14 protein-coding genes are annotated in these 18,789 nt (G+C 37.7%); 13 read left to right on the top strand and 1 reads right to left on the bottom strand.

Annotation, left to right across the window (positions count from 1 at the left end; genetic code table 11):
• Positions 1-238 precede the first annotated feature (238 nt).
• From EQ827_RS03390 to EQ827_RS03360, 7 genes are all read left to right on the top strand, one after another.
• Entirely contained in the window at positions 239-1,909 is a 1,671-nt protein-coding gene (locus EQ827_RS03390) for an SLAP domain-containing protein (protein ID WP_181189578.1), read from the top strand.
• Positions 1,910-2,074: 165 nt separating this feature from the next.
• Entirely contained in the window at positions 2,075-3,748 is a 1,674-nt protein-coding gene (locus EQ827_RS03385) for a hypothetical protein (protein WP_181189577.1), read from the top strand.
• A gap of 102 nt (positions 3,749-3,850) precedes the next feature.
• Entirely contained in the window at positions 3,851-5,779 is a 1,929-nt protein-coding gene (locus tag EQ827_RS03380) for an SLAP domain-containing protein (RefSeq protein ID WP_181189576.1), read from the top strand.
• 210 nt (positions 5,780-5,989) lie between these two features.
• Positions 5,990-6,889 (top strand): glycoside hydrolase family 73 protein, encoded by a 900-nt coding sequence (locus EQ827_RS09165; RefSeq protein ID WP_219912627.1) that lies wholly within the window; start codon positions 5,990-5,992, stop codon positions 6,887-6,889.
• Positions 6,890-7,045: 156 nt separating this feature from the next.
• Positions 7,046-8,062 (top strand): acyltransferase, encoded by a 1,017-nt coding sequence (locus tag EQ827_RS03370; RefSeq protein WP_181189575.1) that lies wholly within the window; start codon positions 7,046-7,048, stop codon positions 8,060-8,062.
• Positions 8,063-8,161: 99 nt separating this feature from the next.
• Positions 8,162-9,844 (top strand): SLAP domain-containing protein, encoded by a 1,683-nt coding sequence (locus tag EQ827_RS03365; protein ID WP_181189574.1) that lies wholly within the window; start codon positions 8,162-8,164, stop codon positions 9,842-9,844.
• A gap of 183 nt (positions 9,845-10,027) precedes the next feature.
• Positions 10,028-10,870, top strand: coding sequence for a glycoside hydrolase family 73 protein (locus EQ827_RS03360; RefSeq protein WP_309109329.1), 843 nt, complete (start codon positions 10,028-10,030; stop codon positions 10,868-10,870).
• A 70-nt stretch (positions 10,871-10,940) separates the two neighbouring features.
• Here EQ827_RS03360 and EQ827_RS03355 read toward each other — a convergent pair whose 3' ends face one another.
• Complete coding sequence (locus EQ827_RS03355; RefSeq protein WP_181189573.1) at positions 10,941-11,570, bottom strand: hypothetical protein; 630 nt, start codon at positions 11,568-11,570, stop codon at positions 10,941-10,943.
• 156 nt (positions 11,571-11,726) lie between these two features.
• Between EQ827_RS03355 and EQ827_RS03350 the strand changes: the two genes are divergently transcribed.
• From EQ827_RS03350 to EQ827_RS03325, 6 genes are all read left to right on the top strand, one after another.
• On the top strand, positions 11,727-12,527 hold the full coding sequence (locus tag EQ827_RS03350; protein ID WP_181189572.1) for a hypothetical protein: 801 nt from the start codon (positions 11,727-11,729) through the stop codon (positions 12,525-12,527).
• A gap of 173 nt (positions 12,528-12,700) precedes the next feature.
• Positions 12,701-13,201, top strand: a complete 501-nt coding sequence (locus EQ827_RS03345; RefSeq protein ID WP_181189571.1) for a sigma-70 family RNA polymerase sigma factor — start codon at positions 12,701-12,703, stop codon at positions 13,199-13,201.
• Between the two features lie 117 nt (positions 13,202-13,318).
• The gene (locus tag EQ827_RS03340) at positions 13,319-14,803 is read left to right on the top strand and encodes a hypothetical protein (RefSeq protein ID WP_181189570.1); all 1,485 of its coding nucleotides are present in this window, start codon (positions 13,319-13,321) and stop codon (positions 14,801-14,803) included.
• Positions 14,804-14,906: 103 nt separating this feature from the next.
• Complete coding sequence (locus EQ827_RS03335; RefSeq protein WP_181189569.1) at positions 14,907-15,917, top strand: AI-2E family transporter; 1,011 nt, start codon at positions 14,907-14,909, stop codon at positions 15,915-15,917.
• Positions 15,918-15,996: 79 nt separating this feature from the next.
• The gene (locus tag EQ827_RS03330) at positions 15,997-17,670 is read left to right on the top strand and encodes a hypothetical protein (protein WP_181189568.1); all 1,674 of its coding nucleotides are present in this window, start codon (positions 15,997-15,999) and stop codon (positions 17,668-17,670) included.
• Positions 17,671-17,923: 253 nt separating this feature from the next.
• Positions 17,924-18,613, top strand: coding sequence for a 2,3-diphosphoglycerate-dependent phosphoglycerate mutase (locus EQ827_RS03325; RefSeq protein ID WP_181189567.1), 690 nt, complete (start codon positions 17,924-17,926; stop codon positions 18,611-18,613).
• Positions 18,614-18,789: the final 176 nt, after the last annotated feature.

Raw genomic sequence — 18,789 nt, 5'->3', positions numbered from 1 at the left:
TAAGAAAAAAAGGCAATTTAAGTGATTAACGCTTGCAAATGGGCGACTTTGAGTTACAATACTAGTTGTTGGTATTGAGATATCAATAGCTAAGAACAAGGATGATAAAGCGCTGGACGACTACCAATTAACATCATTCACAGCGGAAAATATTTTGAATAATTGTCAATCCTGTGTTATATTAGTTATGGTATCAAAATTATAAATTATGAGATTATTCGAGGAGGAATACCACAATATGAAAAAATCTTCATTAATGGGTGCTAGTGTTGTTGCTGCTGCTTTATTAGCTGCTGCACCAATCGCTGCCCCAGTTGCAAATATTGCATCCGGTACACAAGTTGTTAAGGCTGCAGTTGATACAAATACTGCTGAAGTTGCTCAAAAAGTTAAAACAATGGGTACTTCTACAACTGTTTCTGGCAATATTACCAGTACAGCTACTAAAGGCAGTTTTCACCATTTTTATAACCAGTTAGGTTGGATAGATCAATTAAAGGATTTAAGAAATAATTTAACAGAATTTAACACCAGTTCTTCTTCATCACCTTCTAATCCATTGCAATTGTCTAACCAAAATATTACTGTTGCTGCTGGTGGAGCTAGTGACTTTTTAAGCTACTTTTTTGCGGGTAATCAACAAGTTAGTTTAGGTACCCCTCAAAATGAAACTGCGGCAAGGCATATGTATTACACAATGCAATTTGATTATAGCAATGCTATTAATACATTAGCTTTTCCAATTAGAACAACGGAAGACGCATACCGCGCACGTACTGACATGTCAATTAATGGTGGTACTGTTACAATGTCTGTTCAACTTTATGATGGCGCAAAGAATAGTCTTGGTGATGCTGGATTATTAAAGAGTACTGTTAGTTACAAGACTAATAATCAGCGTGCTGCATACGTAAATTATAATTCCACTTTATCTGCCAAAGTAGGCGATAGTGCTAATATTTATGGTCTTTCTAACTCATTTATGAATGCTAACGGTAATATTAAGAATTATAATGGCGATGATATTACCATGGCTGCTTATAATGCTGGTGCTATTTCCGCAACCCCATTAAGAAGTACAAATTACCACCCAGGTAATACAGGTATTATAGATGGTAATTTTGCTAAGACCGGAACATATTACCAACAAGTAATTGTTAATTTGCCTAATGCTGGTTTTAATGCTGGTGCTAATCCTGAGGATTGGGCTAATGCTGCTGCTAATGGCTTAATTACTGTTAATGGCCAAGCTCCAAGCACAACCAATGCTGATGCTGATGTATATTTAGTTACAGGTGCTAATCATTCTACTGTAGTTGATGGTAGTGCTAGTGCTTTAACACCAGGTACTTTAGTATTGAAGCGGACAGTTAATGTTACAGCTGATAATGGAACTTACAAGGATGAAAAAGTTAGCGGTGTTGTAACTGTTAATGGTGGATCCGATACTACAGCTCCATTATATGACGAAGATGGAAACGTCAAAGTTAGCCGTAATTTAGCTGGTGGTTCAAGATGGAAGACTGATGTTCGTCGTACAATGAACAAGAATGGTAAAGCCTTCTACCGTCTATCAAGTCATGAATATATTGCTGCTGACAAGGTATCATTTGAAGAAGCTAGTGCTGCTGCAGCAACAACTCCTTCTAGCAATAATGGTGCTGTTATTACTGGTAAGGTAGAAGTAACAGATATTCCTTTGAATGTTATTCGTCCTAATGGATCAGCAGGCATGCTTTCAACATTATGGAAAATTGATGGCAACAGCATGGTATTGAAGCCTTCACGTAATCTTGCTGCAGGCTCCCCATGGGCAGTTAACAAGAAAGCTGTTGTTAATGGTGTAACCTTCTATGCTGTATCAGGCAATGAATGGATGAAAGCTGACGATGGTCATCTTGAAAAATAATTGATTTTATTTTAAAAAAGCTTACTTTTAAGTAAGCTTTTTTTTATTTATACTTGTATTCTTACCTTCTTCATGATATATTATATATATCGTTTGTTGGTGAAAATGGCTGTCCTTAGGACAGCCATTTTTGTATTATTAATTAATTAGATAATAGGGGAAATAATGATTCTTAAACACCGATTACGTTGTAGCCTAAGTACTAATTTTTTTATCTTTATATTAATTACGTTAGTTTTTCAATATTTCTATGTGAAATATCGTAGTTTACCTGGCGGCGATGATTTGATTTTTCATTATGCAAGGTTACAAGAGTTGCTAAGCACTTCTAATTTTCCTGTGATTGCTACATATGGTTTTGGAAATACTGGTAATTTGGTGAATGTCTTTTATCCTGTCCAGTTTTTGTATCCTTTGGTATGGGCAATTAAACTGTGGAAGCATCCAGTATTATTCATTAATTGTTGGTTATCAGCGTTTCATTTATTAACTCTATTTAATTGCGATTGGATATCTCGACGGTTTAATAAACCGTATTGGTTTCGCTTAGTTTTTGCTGTAGTTTACACTTTTTCTTTTTATCGACTGCAAGATCTTGTTTCTCGGGCTGCTTGGGGAGAATACTTGGCAACTGCTTTTTTGCCGCTAGTTTTTGGCGGATTTTATTTGGTATTGCATCAACAAGGTGGGCGCTGGCTTTTATTTATTGGGATGATTGGTTTGCTCTTTAGTCATGTATTAACTACGGTTATGATGATTTGTCTGTTACTGCTCTGGCTAATAGTGGATATTATTTTAAAACGTGATATTAACTGGAAGATGATCCAACATTTATTGCAAGTAGGCCTAGCGCTCTTAGGCGTTGGATTCATTTTTTGGGCTCCATTTTTGCAGCATTACTTGTCTACGCCAACGGGAATTCAGGCCACCCAAATTCATTTCTCTGTCTTAAAGCCTCTTTCTTGGTCAGCTCAGTGGCTGGCTATAAGCCATAATCAGATGATTACTGCTACTTCTGGCGCTAATACCGTAGGTCCCTTGATTTTAACTTTATTAATAATTAATGTAATTATATTTATTTTACATTGGCCTTATTTTAGCAGCAGCAATTGGCTTATTTTGGGCAGTGGAATTATAGCCTTCTGGCTAACGACGCCTGCTTTTCCTTGGCGCTGGCTGCATGGATCTTTTATTAATGTAATTCAGTTTCCGTTTCGCTTTAATATCTTTGCAACTCTGGCGGTAAGTTGGTGTACAGCTCAATCTTTGAGTTTGCTATCTTCTAAGAAGGTTAAAAAGGCTTGGACATTTATTTTGTTAATTATTACTTGTGGTTGTGGCTTAACAGCTATACATCAATATTTGGCTTGGCCGCTTCAGAGCCCTAACCAACAGCCGCTTACGGAAGCTAATTTTTCCCATTATCGTTATCCTGATCAGGCGCCTAATGATTATTTTCCACGCCAAGCTTTAAAATCGCTCAATCAGTGGCAGTATCACTGGGCGCGAATAAATGGACGTCAAGTGCGTTTATTTGGTGTTCCTCATGCCAATAGTGTATCTTATCGATATCATTCTAAAGTCGCAGCAAATACTTTTGATTTGCCAGTATTATGTTATTCGCGAAGCAATTACCAGGTAACTAATAATGGACATCCGCTAGCTTATTATTTTTCTAAACGAGGTACCATTGCTTTGAAGACACGAACTAAAGATAATTTAATTACTGTGCGTTATTGTCCTACTCTGATTGATCGCTTTAGTTGGGTGGTATCATTAGTTTCGTTAGGCTTATTGGCGCTTTTATTGTTGCTGCAACAAAGGTTAAATAAATTTTAATTTTCATTTATGATTTGGTTATAGGTTTGTATAGTATCTTCATTCTGTGCTATATTAAACTTAGTTTAAGATATTATAAGCTTACTGAGAGGAGCAATAAATATGAAAAATAGGTCATTGATGGGTGTTAGCGTCGTCGCGGCAGCTCTGTTAGCTGTTGCTCCAATTGCAGCCCCAGCTGCTTTATTGAGTAGTACACAAGTGGTTCAAGCAGCAGATACTGATGATAAAGATGCTTTACAGACAGCTTTGAAACATATTACTGATACATTTAAAGATACGACTTTACCTAACTTAGATGGAGCTAGATTCTTAGATCAAATTAAGCCTGTTTCAAAAGAAAGCCAAATTGGCGTTTTTGATAAGAATATTGCTGGTTCTTTCCAAGGAGAAGTTCCGATTTTTGATAAGGATGGTAACTTTGTTATTGGCAGCGATGGCGAACCAATGACAGAGGTTAAAAAGACAGCCTTGATTAATGATCCCCTTTTGAGTGGGATTTTTCAAACAGGAAGCAAGTATAAAGACTATGCTTTATCTAGTAAAGACATTAAAGCTATAGAGGATAATCATGTTATCTTTAGTTCGGAAATTTCTGTTAATAAAGGTAATGGCGATAAGGTAATTTTAGATCCAACCCAGATATCTAAATTTGATCAAGCAATAGAAGATATCAAGGATGGTACAGGTACTATTAATCTTACTTATACCTTCTATACTGTCGATAAGTCTAATAATGTGGTTCAAGTGGGACAAAAGACCGCTCAAGCCCGTTATCAAGCCCCATCGAATATGAGTAAGGGTCTTAACTTTAATATTCTCAAATCAGAAACAGAGAAAGCTGCAAAAGTAAATGCACCCGTATCTGATTATTTAGGTAGTAGTGATTACAGTGATATCCAATTCTTTGATCCTGATGATTCATCTAAGGATATTACTGAACAAGCAAAGGGATATATTACATTTGATTCTAATCTTGTCGATGAGCAAGGACAACCTGTTACCGGTGATAAGCTGACTAAGCCAGGTATTTATAAGCGTAAAGTTACGGTTAATTTAAGAGACTTGATGGGTCAAACGGGTAAAGCTTCAGCACCAGTTTATAATTATGATAAAGCTTTAGCAGATGGGAAGATTATTTATAACGGTAAGACCCTCAAGGATAAAACTGATAATTTTGATCCGCAAACTGGAATCTTCACTTATTACCGTTCGGTTACGGTAACTGACGACAAGAATAAGCCAGCTAATACTGACCAAGATAAGAATAAGCCAGCTAATACCGACCAAGACAAGAATAAGCCAGCTAATACCGACCAAGACAAGAATAAGCCAGCTAATACCGACCAAGATAAGAATAAGCCAGCTAATACTGACCAAGACAAGAATAAGCCAGCTAATACCGACCAAGATAAGAATAAACCAGCTAATACCGACCAAGATAAGAATAAACCAGCTAATACCGACCAAAATAAAGGAAATCAGTCTTCTGATAAAGATACTAATACTGAAAAAAATCCAGCAAAAGTTACCGAAGTATCAAAAGATGAACAGGTTAATGGTGTTGTAACAGTTAATACCGGTAATGTCTCTAGTGTTGCTCAATTATATGATCCTCAGGGACGGCCAATTATTGATCGGGCATTGCCAGCTGGAAGTTCTTGGGTAACAGGATATAAGCATATAATTAAGGGTGTTGCTTATTACCAAGTATCAACTTCAGAATACGTTAAAGCTGATCGAGTAACTTTCCAAGATAAATCTGCTCCTGCTATTACTGTCGGAAACATTTCTGGAGCCCCTATCGTTAGTGACATTCCATTCAATGTCTTTTGGGTAAGAAGTGCTGGTTACACAGCATTATGGAAGATTTCTAATGACAGACAAAGCATGATTGTTAAACCTGACCGTTTTGTCGCTCAAAATACTCCATGGGCTACTGATAAAAAAGCGGTTATTAATGGACAAACATTCTATCGCTTGTCAACTAATGAATGGATTAATAGCCAATACGGCAGCTTGGAACGCTAATAATTTTAAAAGATAGTGTTTGTTTTTAGATATACAAACTAGAATTTCAGTAATGCTGATTTTTATATTCAGAAATTTATTTTTAAGGATTGGGATAATAATTTTCTCAATCCTTTTTGTATTTCACTTCTATTACAAATACTTAATAACGGTTGTAATTGGCTAATTTAGCCGTTATTATTAAACAGTAATCTAACAGGAGGGATTTATTTGAAGAAGAATATATTAACGTCGGCTTTAATCGCCACTGTGCTGGCTGGCGGCACACTTTTACCTCTAGCTAATTTAACTCAAGCAGCAACTGATGCAGATATAGCGCATCCTTCTGCTACTGCAACCCCTGCTTGGTCCGCTAAAGCAGTAACTTATTCTGCTCCGATTAGTAATGAACAACAATTTATACAAACTATTGCTCCAGCCGCTCAAAAAGCAGCACAACAATCAGGACTGTATCCATCAGTTATGATGGCTCAGGCAATTCTTGAAAGTGGCTGGGGTACTTCAGCTGCAAGTCAAGCCCCTAATTACAATTTTTTTGGTATTAAGGGTGACTATAATGGCGCTAGTTTTAATATGCCGACTCAAGAATGGAGTAAAGATAAGGGCTATTACACAATTGATAGCTATTTTAGAAAATATCCAAATATGGAGGCTTCATTTGCGGACAATGGTAATAAATTACGCAATGGTGTGAGCTGGGATAGCAGTTATTATCGTGGTACTTGGCGTGAAAATGCTGCCACCTACCAAAACGCTACTGCATGGCTTCAAGGTCGTTATGCCACTGATCCAAGTTATGCTTCCAAATTAAATAAATTGATTGAAACTTATAATTTAACTCAGTATGACAATATTGATAATAATACTATGGGAGAAGTTGCTTCTTCTAATGCCGCAAATGTTCAAAGTGGCAATTTTGTAGTTAAAGTCAAAGAAGATCGTGATGTCGCTCATCTTTACACTCCCTTAGGTGTTGCAAAGCCATCTCGTGTGGTAATGGCTGGCAGCAGTTGGGCTTCAGATCAGGTGCGTTTGATTAATGGTCAAAAGTTCTTTAGAGTGTCTACTTATGAATGGATAAGCTCTAATGATGTTATCCAAACCCGTTAAAAAGTTTGGTAATAGCTTATAATTTATCGTCATTTGTTGAGTTGTTTTCTCTTGGCTAACGTAGAAGGGGTCTAGGACAATGTTTGTCCCGGACCCTATTTTTTGATATCTAAATTTGTAGTATGATAATTGTAAAAATTAAGGTGGGGCAGATGTTTGAAAACTCATAACAGGTATATCTTTTTAGATTTAATTAGAATTATAGCAATGGCGCTTGTAGTGATGGCCCATAGCTTTGTTGACAGTAATCAGCAGCCACACAATATTTTGGCGCATACTGTTATATATTTTACGGATTTGGCAGTTCCTTTATTTTTTATGATTAGTGGCGCTGTCATTTTAAACAGCAAAAAAACGTTTGATTTGAAATATTTATTCAAAATCCGTTTGCCGCGGATTCTTATACCTTTTATAATGTGGGAAATTATTTCAGCAGTGGGTCTTAAGTATTTAAGCAATCAGAGTTGGCATCATGCACTGGGGACATTAATTTATATCTACCATACGCCTGTTTTAACAGCCTTTTGGTTTATTTATCCTTTAGTTTTGTTTTATTTATTGTCACCATTTATTAAGGCAGCGCTAGATCATCTGCCACATGTAATTATTGGTTATTTATTAGGCTTATGGTATCTTTTGGATGTTGTTTTTAAAAATTTAAGCCTTTATTTATCTGCGCCATGGAAAACAATTTTTACAGTATTTCCTCAAGGACAATTTAACTGGTTCACCGGTTATTTTGGATATTTTATTTTAGGATATTTATGCTTAAAATTAAATAATCAAAAATCTTCCGCAGTTTTTACAATAGGTGGCTTTACTGGTGCGGTTATATTAGTTAATTTGTTAAGCCCATGGCTGCAAAATAATTACGTAGATATTATTAATTTAGTTATTAATCTTATCTTGCCTTTTTTTGTAGTGGCCGTTTTTTTGACTTTGAAAGCACAGGAAAATCATCTTAATAAGCAGCCAGTGAAAGTACGTTTAATTGAACATTTTGCAGCTTTATCGTATGGAGTTTATCTTTGTCATGGAATGGTAATTTTATCACTTAATAAATTTTGGCCGCAATTACAGGATTTTGGATTATTTGTACTCGCCTTTGTGATAACTGTGGCAGTGGTGCAGATAATTAATTTGTTGCCACCACTGCGCAAGATATTATCTTAAAATAATATGATTTTTTGTAAATTTATCTTTAAATGGGATATCAAATGTGGTAAATTTAAGTTGGATTGTGAATATCCGAATACTTAGGAGGTTACTTTAATGAAAAAAAACATTTTAAGAAATGTTAGTTTAACAGCAGTTGCATTATTGGCTGCAGCACCAGTTATTACTACTTCTGCTACAGTAGTCGCAAATGCATCTGAGGTTCAAACACGTGAAAGCGCTGATGTAACAGCTGCAAAGAAGTTGGCAGCTACTTTAAAAGAGGGTGTGCTTGCCACATACACGAAAGATGGAAATGATGATGGTGGTATTAACGAACTTGAGTCATATGGTTTAACTGAATTTATTAAGGACCATAAAACAGATGGAGCAATTAAGGACGGCTTTGATACAGATGGTAAATTGAAGGATAAATATGGTGTTCTTCAATACATTTTACAAGATACTAACAATTCTGTTAAACCTGCTGATATGAGCGCCTTAAAAGATGGAAAATTCAAGGTTGACCTAAGCGTTAAACGGACAGATATAGAATCTGGTCATGTGTCAAATTCTAATGAGATATCTATCTTTCTATCACAAGATGACCCAATGGCAACTGCTGTTGATCAAGCAAAATTGGATGTAACCCGAACAAACGCTAATAAATTTTCTTATTCTGACATTAATCTTAACTTTACGTTTACAGTAGGTGGTGAAACTGTAAAGAAAACACTTACTTGGCGTTTAATTCCAGCCAAAGTAACTTTACCAAGTGGTATAGTAAAACCTGCAGAGGGTGCTGATGGGTTGGTAGTTTCACTTCAGGAACCACAAACTCTAACTTCTACAGTTGGTAAATCTGTAAATGAAGTAGCTCTTTCTACTGAAGGCGTTGGTGTTATAATTAATACGGGTACTACTCATGCGGCTGATAGTAGTCATAATATTAGTAACAAGGCTGTTATGCCAGGAAAAGTTTATTTCTATGGTAATGAAGTTAAGAGTTCTAGCTTTGAATATGCTGGCACCTATACTCAAGATGTAACTATAAACTTGTTGTCATACTTCACTGATGCTAGCGGTAATGTAGACAAAACAGCTTATACTAGTGCTTTGAATAGTGGTAAAATTTTAATCAATAAAGATTACAAATCTGGAGCAGCACCTACTTCTTGGGAAAATATTAAGTTAGATAGTAAGTTTAACAAAGATACTGGTACCTATACTTTCACACGTAAAATCGTAGTTAATTCTTCTATGATTTCTCCTTCTTCAACTGTTGCTCCTACTACACCTTCAACTCCAACAATAACCAGCAATGATACACCTGTTGATGGTACAGTAGCAATGTTGACTGGTTCCAATTTCAGCACAGTTCAAGTATATGATGCTAATGGTCATGCGATTGCTAATGATTTTGTTGAATTGAGTACTTCCTTTACAACCAATACTAAACATACTGTTGACGGAGTAAATTATTACAAGATTGGTGACGGCAGATATGTTCGTGCTGATCAAGTAATTTATACTCAAAATGGTAGTAATGCTACTTGGATTGACGGCGGTGTTAGTGTGAGTGATATTACACCAAATGTTATCCATATCACAGCATCTAATTCTACACATCTCTGGAAGATTTCAGCTGATGGTAATCAAATGCTGCAAAAACCTAGTCGTTTAGTTGCTGAAAGAAGTCCATGGAGAACTACTCAAAAAGCAGTTATTAATGGGGCAACATTCTACAATGTTTCTTCTAATGAATGGGTTAAAGCAACTGATGGTTCTTTAGAAAAATAGTCCTTTTTACAAGGGGTTTATTATAAGATATTAGTTTCTATTATTTTATAGTCATTTCTATATAGAGGGGTTCGGAACCATTAAACTGGTTTCGGGCTTTTTTATATTCAAAATTACTTTGTTATAGTTGAAATTTTATCCCCCAAACGTTAGTATGGTAGTAATCTGTCAGGAGGAATAATTTTGAAAAAGAACCGAGTAACAAGTACTTTGTTGGCCTTACTAGTCATGACTGCCGGGGTTGGCGGTATAAAAAGCCAATTGTCCGTGGCTCAAGCTGCGTCTAACACTTCAAGTGTGTCGCTGTTAGATATCGACTTTAAATTAGATAATCAACAGCAATTCATCCAAAAAATTGCTCCAGTTGCCCAAAAGGCTGCTAAAAAATACAATCTTTATCCTTCCGTGATGATGGCTCAAGCCATCCTTGAGAGCAATTGGGGATCTTCTACAATTAGTCAAGCTCCATATAATAATTTTTTCGGCATCAAGGGCAGCTATAATAAGGCCAGTGTGGCGATGGCGACCCAAGAATGGAGTGCCGACAAGGACTACTACACGATTAAGGCCAATTTTCGGACTTATCCTGATATGAAGGCCTCCTTTAATGATAATGGCATGCAGTTACGCAGTAATCCTTATTACAGTGGAGTTTGGCGCGAGAATATTACTAGCTATCAAGAGGCTGCTGATTGGCTGCAAGGTCGCTATGCAACTGATCCCGATTATGCGTCCAAGTTAAAGGGATTGATTAGGCACTATAATTTGACCCAATATGATGGTCGCGGCAGTGAAAGTGCGCCCCATGTTGAGAATGTTGATAATGGCTTTACAGTGCAGGTGCCTAGCCAGCATGCGCCAGTGAACTTTTACTCTCCACTAGGTGTGGCTTTGCCTAGCCAGCATCTCAATTCTGGTGCTAGTCGTACTTGCAGTGAAGTGCGGTTTATTAATGGTCAGAAGTTTTATCGGGTATCAACTTATGAATGGCTGAAGGCCGATGATGTTGTTGTAGTTAATGATTAATTAATTGATAAAGTTTTCCAATTAAAAAGGGGTTCGGAGCCAGATGGTCCGAAGCCCTTTTTTGTTAGGGTTATTTATCATTGACACTTTGCACAGCTTCGCGATAAAGTTGCGGGTCATCCGTCGGTATGGCAACCGAAGCGAGGTGAAAACGATTTTTAAAAGCATAGTAAACTTTTTGTGGATGTTCATCAAAAACTAAAGCTGTATTGACTTTTACCGTTCGAAATTCCGCACTATTTTGCAGTTGCAAGGTTTTTGTGGCAATTTCTTGATAGTGAACAGGATACTGATTTTGAATATTGCTATCGTAATTAAATAAAATAATTTGGCCTTGACCGCTTTGATTATCTAACTGTAAGCGAAATCCGGTATCTAAATTGCCATGATCATAATGAAAGGGATGGGCATTAAGCTCTTGCGTAGAGATAGAATAAGGACCAATTGCCTGCGTAGACTGATAATCCCGCGTTGATTCAGGTTCACTATTTGGACTGTTATGAGTTTTTGGAGTTTGTCGATTGGCAAAGTGCGGCCGCCGGTGGTGGTGCGCTCTGGTGATTGGAGTTGAGGGTGAAGCCTTAGGAGCTGTTGTTTGTTGACCTAGTTTAAAGGCACCATAGATGATAATTCCTAAGACTATGACAATAATCAGATAAAGCCAGTTATGATTTGAGGTTTGCTGATGTCGTCTTTGCATAATTACGCCTCCACAAATATTGTTAGGCTTATTATAACATTGCATGGCTGATTGTTGGTTGGCCGTAATTTTAAAATGACAGCGTATTCAACTAATGGTAGAATTAGAAGGCTATTTGTGATTTTTATTAGCAAACAATAACCAAGGAGTGAAGTAATGGTTAATACCCAATCGCGTTATCCAGCAACAATCACCAAGGCTACTTTAGCAACTATGGCTGCTCGCCACCAATTGCCTTTTTGTGCGCATTTTAAATTTAGTCAGCAGGTTGTGGCTTTATTTAATATGCAGGAACATCCGCCCTGTCCGGCGGCCTCGATTGTCTTAGACCGGCAGCAGGGATTATTCATGGTTCCCCAGTCTACGCGGCAATTATTAAATGACTTTAGTCACCAGAGCATTTTTGATTTTTATCAAACGCGTCTACTAGTGCGCCAAAGTCTCCACCCGCGCTTTGTGCCGCTGATATTAGGACGAGCGGCCTATTTACCTTTGGCGGCGATTGGTCACGGGTCCACGGATTGGCTGGGATTGCATTGGCTATTAGATTGCTGTCAAGACCAAGGTGCACAGCTAGCGCGCTTTACTACCATAGAAGAGACAATTTTGCAGTTTGACTATGGTGCTGGGCATGATTTGGAGAACCATATTAATTGGACTTCTTATTATAGTGAATACTTATGCAAAGTACTGCAATTAACAGCTCAAGAAGCAGGTTTAAAGATACAAAGTACGCCGGCAATGGGCTTAATGCAGCAATTTTCTCAATGCCAATGTTCTTTACATCGCCATTTACCTCAGACTAGCCGGGAAGTTCGCGAGTTTGGTCAGCTATTTCAAGATTGGACCTTGCAGCAAATCTATGATTTTCCCGAATTACAGCTGCCCAAAAAACTGCAAGATCAAACTTTAAAAATTTGGCGTTATGCGCTCTCGCGGCCGCATTCTTTATGGTGAAATTTTTCCCGCGCTAATGGAGCTATAACGGCTGTTCAGCTTCGTCATGATATTTGCTAAGCTTTAAAACTGCGATTTTATGCCTTAGAGCGCGACTACTAGCAGTTGAGCGTTTGCAGTATGTTAAAGCTACCACAAGCGCTTGTGGAATAGACGAATGAGGATATTTCACAATGGAACAACAACATGACTATCAAACAGGCTTTGAATTAGCGAAAGCTAACCAAAGGGTTATTTACGGAGCGCTCAAGCGCGCTGGCGTATATCGCTCGAACTACTTATATGAAGATTTAGTACAAGAAGCGTATTTGACTTATGCTCAAACGTGGACACAAGTTGATTTGACAGCGGCAGAATTTCAGCATTATGTTTTTCAGCGGATTGTGTGGCGTACCTTAGACTTATTGCGTCATGAACGCTTTCGCCAAGATCACAGCGAATTAAATGAGCTGCTCTTAGATCCGCAAGCTGACGATCTGCAATTACTGGAATATCAGTTGAGTCAGCTTTTACCCAAGTTGACGACAATTGAATGTCAGATTTTAAATCACCATTTAATCCAACAGCAAAAACTTGCTCCTTTAGCACAACAATTAGGGGTTACGCCGCGTTATTTGCGTAAGGTTCGCGCACAATTAAAGGCTAAACTGCAATATTTATTAAGTTCTAGATAGGGACGTACTAGTTTAGAAATTCACTTTACTTATGAGTAAATGTAGCTTTATAATAAGGCAGTATATGAGATAAATTGCTATTAGATATTACATTATTAAATTAGCTGTGAGGTCATGATGGATTTGAAGCGCTTATTAGAATCTTTGGCTGCTATCTTGGCAATAATGACATTGGCAGCCTGTAAGAAGGCTCAGCCTTTAAATCGGCAAGTAACAGCCAGTTCTGCCGATTGGTATTTATACCAAGGAGCTGGCAGCGGTCAAGGAAATTTATTGCAGTTACATTTTTATAATAATCAAACTGTCAGTGTAAAGAGTATTGCTAATTTCAATCAAAAAAACGGCACCAATATTTTAAATGCAGATTTTGCCAATCCGACTTATCGCTTAAATCAAGATGGTAAAGAAATTACGATTAATACCAAGCCGCCGCGGATGGTGATTGCTCTTAAAAGCAGTTATCAAGAAACTATTCATGGCTATACGCTTAATGGTTACACCGTTACTTATCAAGGTCAAAAATGGAAACTGGGCAAAATCACTCATCGCAATCATCAGGCAACGGCCGCTTATTTAAAAAAGCACCACCATCATCAAGCGATTAAAGTAGCTGCTTCTGATAAATTAGGGCCCAGTTTGATGAAACACTTAGTCGATCCGACAGTGGCCGCTGATTCTAAGGCTGTTCAGCTTAATGGTCACGCTGTTGTCGGCGAGTATGATTACCGTGCCTTATCGACCACGAGTCGAGTTTATGGGCATTTGTCCATTGCCAGTGATGGGACCTTTACGAATACCATTTATATACATGCTCCCCAAAGTAAGGAGAATCCTAATGTTGATAATCCGGTAATTATGCAGCAGCAGACTTTAAGCGGATATTTAACTAGTCTATACGGCAAAATCTATTTTAAGCCTTTGAATTTATTAACGATTAGCTATTTTACAGCCGGGCAAAACATTGATAATCCAGCAATTAAATCCATAGATTTGGCGACCGATACTAAGAAATACGGCAATAATATTAATCAAAAACGTTGGCGGGTAGAACAAGGTAAGCAGGATTTACTCTTATTTAATAAGGACTTTCAGCCTTGGGCCAGTGCCAATGAAGATAGTGAAGTGGCTATTCACCTCCATCCCAGCAGTCAGACTAAACCAAGTTTGGCACAGCAATACCAGCAGCTTTATCAACATTATCTAGATTTACAAAAACAACCAGTAACTTCGAATGCCGATTTACGCCAATATGTAGGGGCTTATTCTAGTCGCCATCAACGTGCAATTGCTGGCATTGGCGTGAATATGACGGGCAAGTTTAGCATTAACCAAGACCCGGCAAATTATCCGGGAGTGGATCGCAACGGGCAAAAGCAGCCTTTGGTCCAATATCTGGCGTTAATTGAACCGGCAGTATTACAAGAGAAGAAAAGCGCACATACTGTTTCGACTCCTGAAGGTGAATTTTTAATATTTGGGGTTCGTAATCACCAGCTATATCTATTAGAACAGCCAGATGAAGATTCTAACACGGTCACTTGGTCACCTTTTCGCAACTTTTCTATGCAGCTGCCGCAAGCTAACATCACCTGGAATAAGTAATTCCAACGGTTTTGATAAGTGGCTATCAAGGGATGAATGTTGGATGATAGCAATAATTTGGCCGGTGGTATATGATGTTGATAAACGTTTTTGGAGGTTTTAGATGAAAATTTATCACAACTTTGTGGAAAATGTGCGATTACGGCGGCTATCAGTATTAATCTTTTGCATTTTGTTAATCTGGCTCTTGCGCGCTATGATGAGTACGGTATTATTAACGTTTATTTTTACCTTTTTGTCAGTCAGTTTTATCCGGTTGGTGCAGCGTCATTGGGCGCTTAGTCCCTTTTGGATTATTACACCATTATATTTACTCATTATTGGCTTGATTTATTTATTAGCCACGCACTACATTCCCAATATTGTGGATTCTACCTTTAAATTAATCAAAAAAGTATTTGACTTTTATGACAGCAACAATGTTCAAAATGACCCCGTGATTGCCTTTTTAGTTGACAGCATTAAAAATCTGAAATTAGATGAGCAAATCAAAACCGGAATTACTGAGATTTGGCGTTATGTTACTAGTGTGGGCGCCATTGGCTTTACGATTGTTATTTCGTTTTTGCTGAGTTATTTTTATAGTTTTGAAATTGATTGGATGAATGAATTTGGCCGGGCTTTTGAACGCAGCAAATTGAGTTGGCTTTTTGAAGATATTCACTTTTTTGCGCAAAAGTTTGTTAATACTTTTGGCGTAGTGTTAGAAGCTCAAGTAATAATTGCGACGGTCAATACAGTTTTAACTGCAATTGTCTTGACTATATTAAGGTTTCCCAGCATTCCCAGTTTAGCGATGATGGTCTTCTTCTTGTCAATGATTCCGGTGGCGGGGGTAATTGTTTCTTTGATTCCGCTTTCTATTATTGGTTATACGGTGGGCGGATTGCAGACGATGATCTATGTGTGGATTGCTATCTTTGCCATTCATGCCTTAGAAACCTATGTTTTAAATCCTAAATTGATGTCGAGTCGGACACATTTGCCGATTTTTGTAACTTTTGTAGTTTTGCTAGTGTCCGAACAACTGTTGGGAACGTGGGGACTAATTGTCGGCATTCCAATTTTTACATTCTTCTTAGATGTTTTAGGAGTACAAACAATTAAAAAGTGATTTCCTTGTAAAAGGCTATTTTGGTATTATTATTTTAGTGTTATTATAGTATTAGGACTTTGAAGAGTGAGGTATCGTGATGGCATTATTTAAACATGGAAAAAAGCAGCAGCCACAAGAGCAAAATCAACCGCCAATTAATCAGCAACAACAGCCAAATAATGCGGCCAATCAACAACAACAAACTAATCCTCAAGGAAACAACTTTCAGCAGGGAACGCCAAGTGCTCCTAATCAATATTTTCAAGATGTGCCAGATTATCCTGTTAATGATCCTAGTCAGCAACAACCTAATCCTGCAACCCCAGAACAAATGCCGGAATCTAATAATTCGTATCAACAGCCAGCACCACAGCAGCCTAATGCACCGTTAACGCCGCCACCAATGAATGCAAATACGGGAGCTTCCCAGATGACGCGGCCTGTTAATCCTGCACCGACTGGATCGCTGGCATCTAACAATAATGTGCCGACACCGCCCAATCAGCGTCCATTAAGTACCCAAGCGCCGGCTTCGGTAGATCATCCTTATGGTTCTTTGGAGAATTGGGAGTACACAGAGAAGCAGTTAAAAGACCTCGAAACCAAGCAAGAAGAACTAAAAAGTCAATTGAAGATCCAGTTGTTAAGCAGTCGAACTTTTTATAGTCATTTAATTCAAAGCAAGCAGTCAGTGCATTTGGATCAAAGTGCGATTGATTTAGAAGTGCGCAAGATTCAGCGGATTAATGATACTTTGCGGCGCTGGTTTGGGACGGATATGATTTCCGGAGATGTATTCTTTGATCATAACCGCAAGTATTTTATTCTTCAAGAAGATCTCTTAGAAGCCGATGATAATCAGCGCGAACGCTTGGCCGACCTGGCTTATTACTTAGATGATCATAATGTCTTACCTTCAATTATTACCTTGATTTATGATGAAAATATTGATGCCCGCTGGCAAGCATATTTGGATGAAGGAATTATTAATCCTGAATCAGAAATGTTAAATATCTATAATTACTTCCAGACTGGTGATATTAAGGCGCCACAGCCGCTTCAAGGACCGAATACTGGCATTGAGATTGGGCCGCAGGCACACGTTGAAAGCGATCAAGAACATAATATTGATCGGGTTTATAATGGCAATACTTTAGTTATGAAGATTACTAAAGATTTAGCCGGACGACCAGCGACAATTAACCACTATCATGATGGAGAGATTATTAGTACAGATTACTTAGATGAACAAGGTATCAATCGCTTAACTCAAGTCTTCAATCCTAAGGATCCTAATAAGGTCATGGATGAATTCTTCTACCGCGTCGACAACTCTTTAGCTATTGTCAAAAGTTACGTTAGTGGTGAGCCATATATCCAAGTATTAAATCGTTCCAATATTATGGTTAAGAGCTTTGATACAGAGCAGGAATTTATTGTTTGGTGGCTATCCGAAAAGGCCCTAGATGATAATTCAACCTTAATTGTGCCGTTAAGTTCACCTGTCTACCAACTTTTATTAGAGAAGACAGATTTGAAGTTCAAAGTCTTGCCATATGTTGATAATTACGAAACGGAAAGTCAACAACTGGCTAATATTTTAGACAATGCTGAACAGTTGAACTTGAAAGAGGGTATCTTGGTTAATAATGAAGAAGCTCAAAGACAGATTAGCCAATCTACTCAAGGCAAGATTAATGTATCGATAATTCCATCCCCTAATAAAGATAATCCATCAGCTTCTGAAGCTGAGGATACACCTGCTAATTAAGCTCTAACAAAGGCTAGGACAATTACTTGTCTAGCCTTTGTTTTTGAATAACAGGCTACTAGTTTACAGTAGCTTTGCCGAAGAGCTTTATTAATTAGGAACTGTTTAGAATATGACTGATTTAGTGCTGAAAATTTGGGGCTATTACCTGCAATTTAAGCCGGACTCAGTTATAATATTTATTGTGCATTGACACACATTTTCTGAAAACATATAATAATAGCGTGATAGTAAATCGAAAAGGGGTATATTAATGGCAAAATTAGTATTTATTCGTCATGGACAAAGTGCATGGAATTTATCTAATCAATTTACTGGCTGGGTAGATGTTGACCTAAGCGAAGAAGGGGTTCAACAAGCTAAGAATGCTGGTAAGCTGCTCAAAGCGGAAGGTATTGAATTCGACCAAGCTTATACTTCAGTTTTGACTCGGGCAATTAAGACTTTGCATTTTGCTTTGGAAGAATGCGGACAATTATGGATTCCAGAAATGAAGACCTGGCGCTTAAATGAACGTCATTATGGAGCTTTGCAAGGCTTAAATAAAGCAGAAACTGCTGAAAAATATGGCGATGAACAAGTGCATATTTGGCGTCGTTCTTATGATACTTTACCACCATTATTGAAAGCCACAGATGAAGGCTCAGCAGCTAAGGATCGCCGTTATAGCCATTTAGATCCACGGGCTATTCCGGGTGGGGAAAATCTCAAGGTTACCTTGGAACGGGTTATTCCTTTCTGGGAAGATCATATTGCTCCTGACCTTATTGACGGCAAGAATGTCATCATTGCCGCTCATGGTAACTCTTTGCGGGCATTGACTAAATATATTGAGAATATTTCTGATGAAGATATTATGAACTTGGAAATGGCTACGGGTCAACCTGTTGTCTATGACCTCGATGAACACTTAAATGTTAAAAATAAGCAGAAATTAGGTTAATAATCAAGATTTTGATTAAAGTTACCTAGTAATTGCTGGGATAAATGCATAACTATAAAATGAAGTCTGGAAGAATAATTTTCCAGGCTTTTTTGTTTGTATTTCAAAATGAAAATGGTTACTGATAGATAATAAAAGTAGATATTTTCTGAGAAATCTTTTTCATTATCCTATAT

It is taken from the genome of Bombilactobacillus bombi (assembly GCF_013607485.1).
Classification (GTDB): Bacteria; Bacillota; Bacilli; order Lactobacillales; family Lactobacillaceae; genus Bombilactobacillus; species Bombilactobacillus bombi_A.
This window is presented reverse-complemented; position numbering and strand designations above follow the sequence as displayed.

Coding starts and splice junctions, on each gene's coding strand:
- EQ827_RS03390 (WP_181189578.1), top strand. CDS start 239: ATGAAAAAATCTTCATTAATGGGTGCTAGTGTTGTTGCTGCTGCTTTA.
- EQ827_RS03385 (WP_181189577.1), top strand. CDS start 2,075: ATGATTCTTAAACACCGATTACGTTGTAGCCTAAGTACTAATTTTTTT.
- EQ827_RS03380 (WP_181189576.1), top strand. CDS start 3,851: ATGAAAAATAGGTCATTGATGGGTGTTAGCGTCGTCGCGGCAGCTCTG.
- EQ827_RS03365 (WP_181189574.1), top strand. CDS start 8,162: ATGAAAAAAAACATTTTAAGAAATGTTAGTTTAACAGCAGTTGCATTA.
- EQ827_RS03355 (WP_181189573.1), bottom strand. CDS start 11,570: ATGCAAAGACGACATCAGCAAACCTCAAATCATAACTGGCTTTATCTG.
- EQ827_RS03350 (WP_181189572.1), top strand. CDS start 11,727: ATGGTTAATACCCAATCGCGTTATCCAGCAACAATCACCAAGGCTACT.
- EQ827_RS03345 (WP_181189571.1), top strand. CDS start 12,701: ATGGAACAACAACATGACTATCAAACAGGCTTTGAATTAGCGAAAGCT.
- EQ827_RS03340 (WP_181189570.1), top strand. CDS start 13,319: ATGGATTTGAAGCGCTTATTAGAATCTTTGGCTGCTATCTTGGCAATA.
- EQ827_RS03335 (WP_181189569.1), top strand. CDS start 14,907: ATGAAAATTTATCACAACTTTGTGGAAAATGTGCGATTACGGCGGCTA.
- EQ827_RS03330 (WP_181189568.1), top strand. CDS start 15,997: ATGGCATTATTTAAACATGGAAAAAAGCAGCAGCCACAAGAGCAAAAT.
- EQ827_RS03325 (WP_181189567.1), top strand. CDS start 17,924: ATGGCAAAATTAGTATTTATTCGTCATGGACAAAGTGCATGGAATTTA.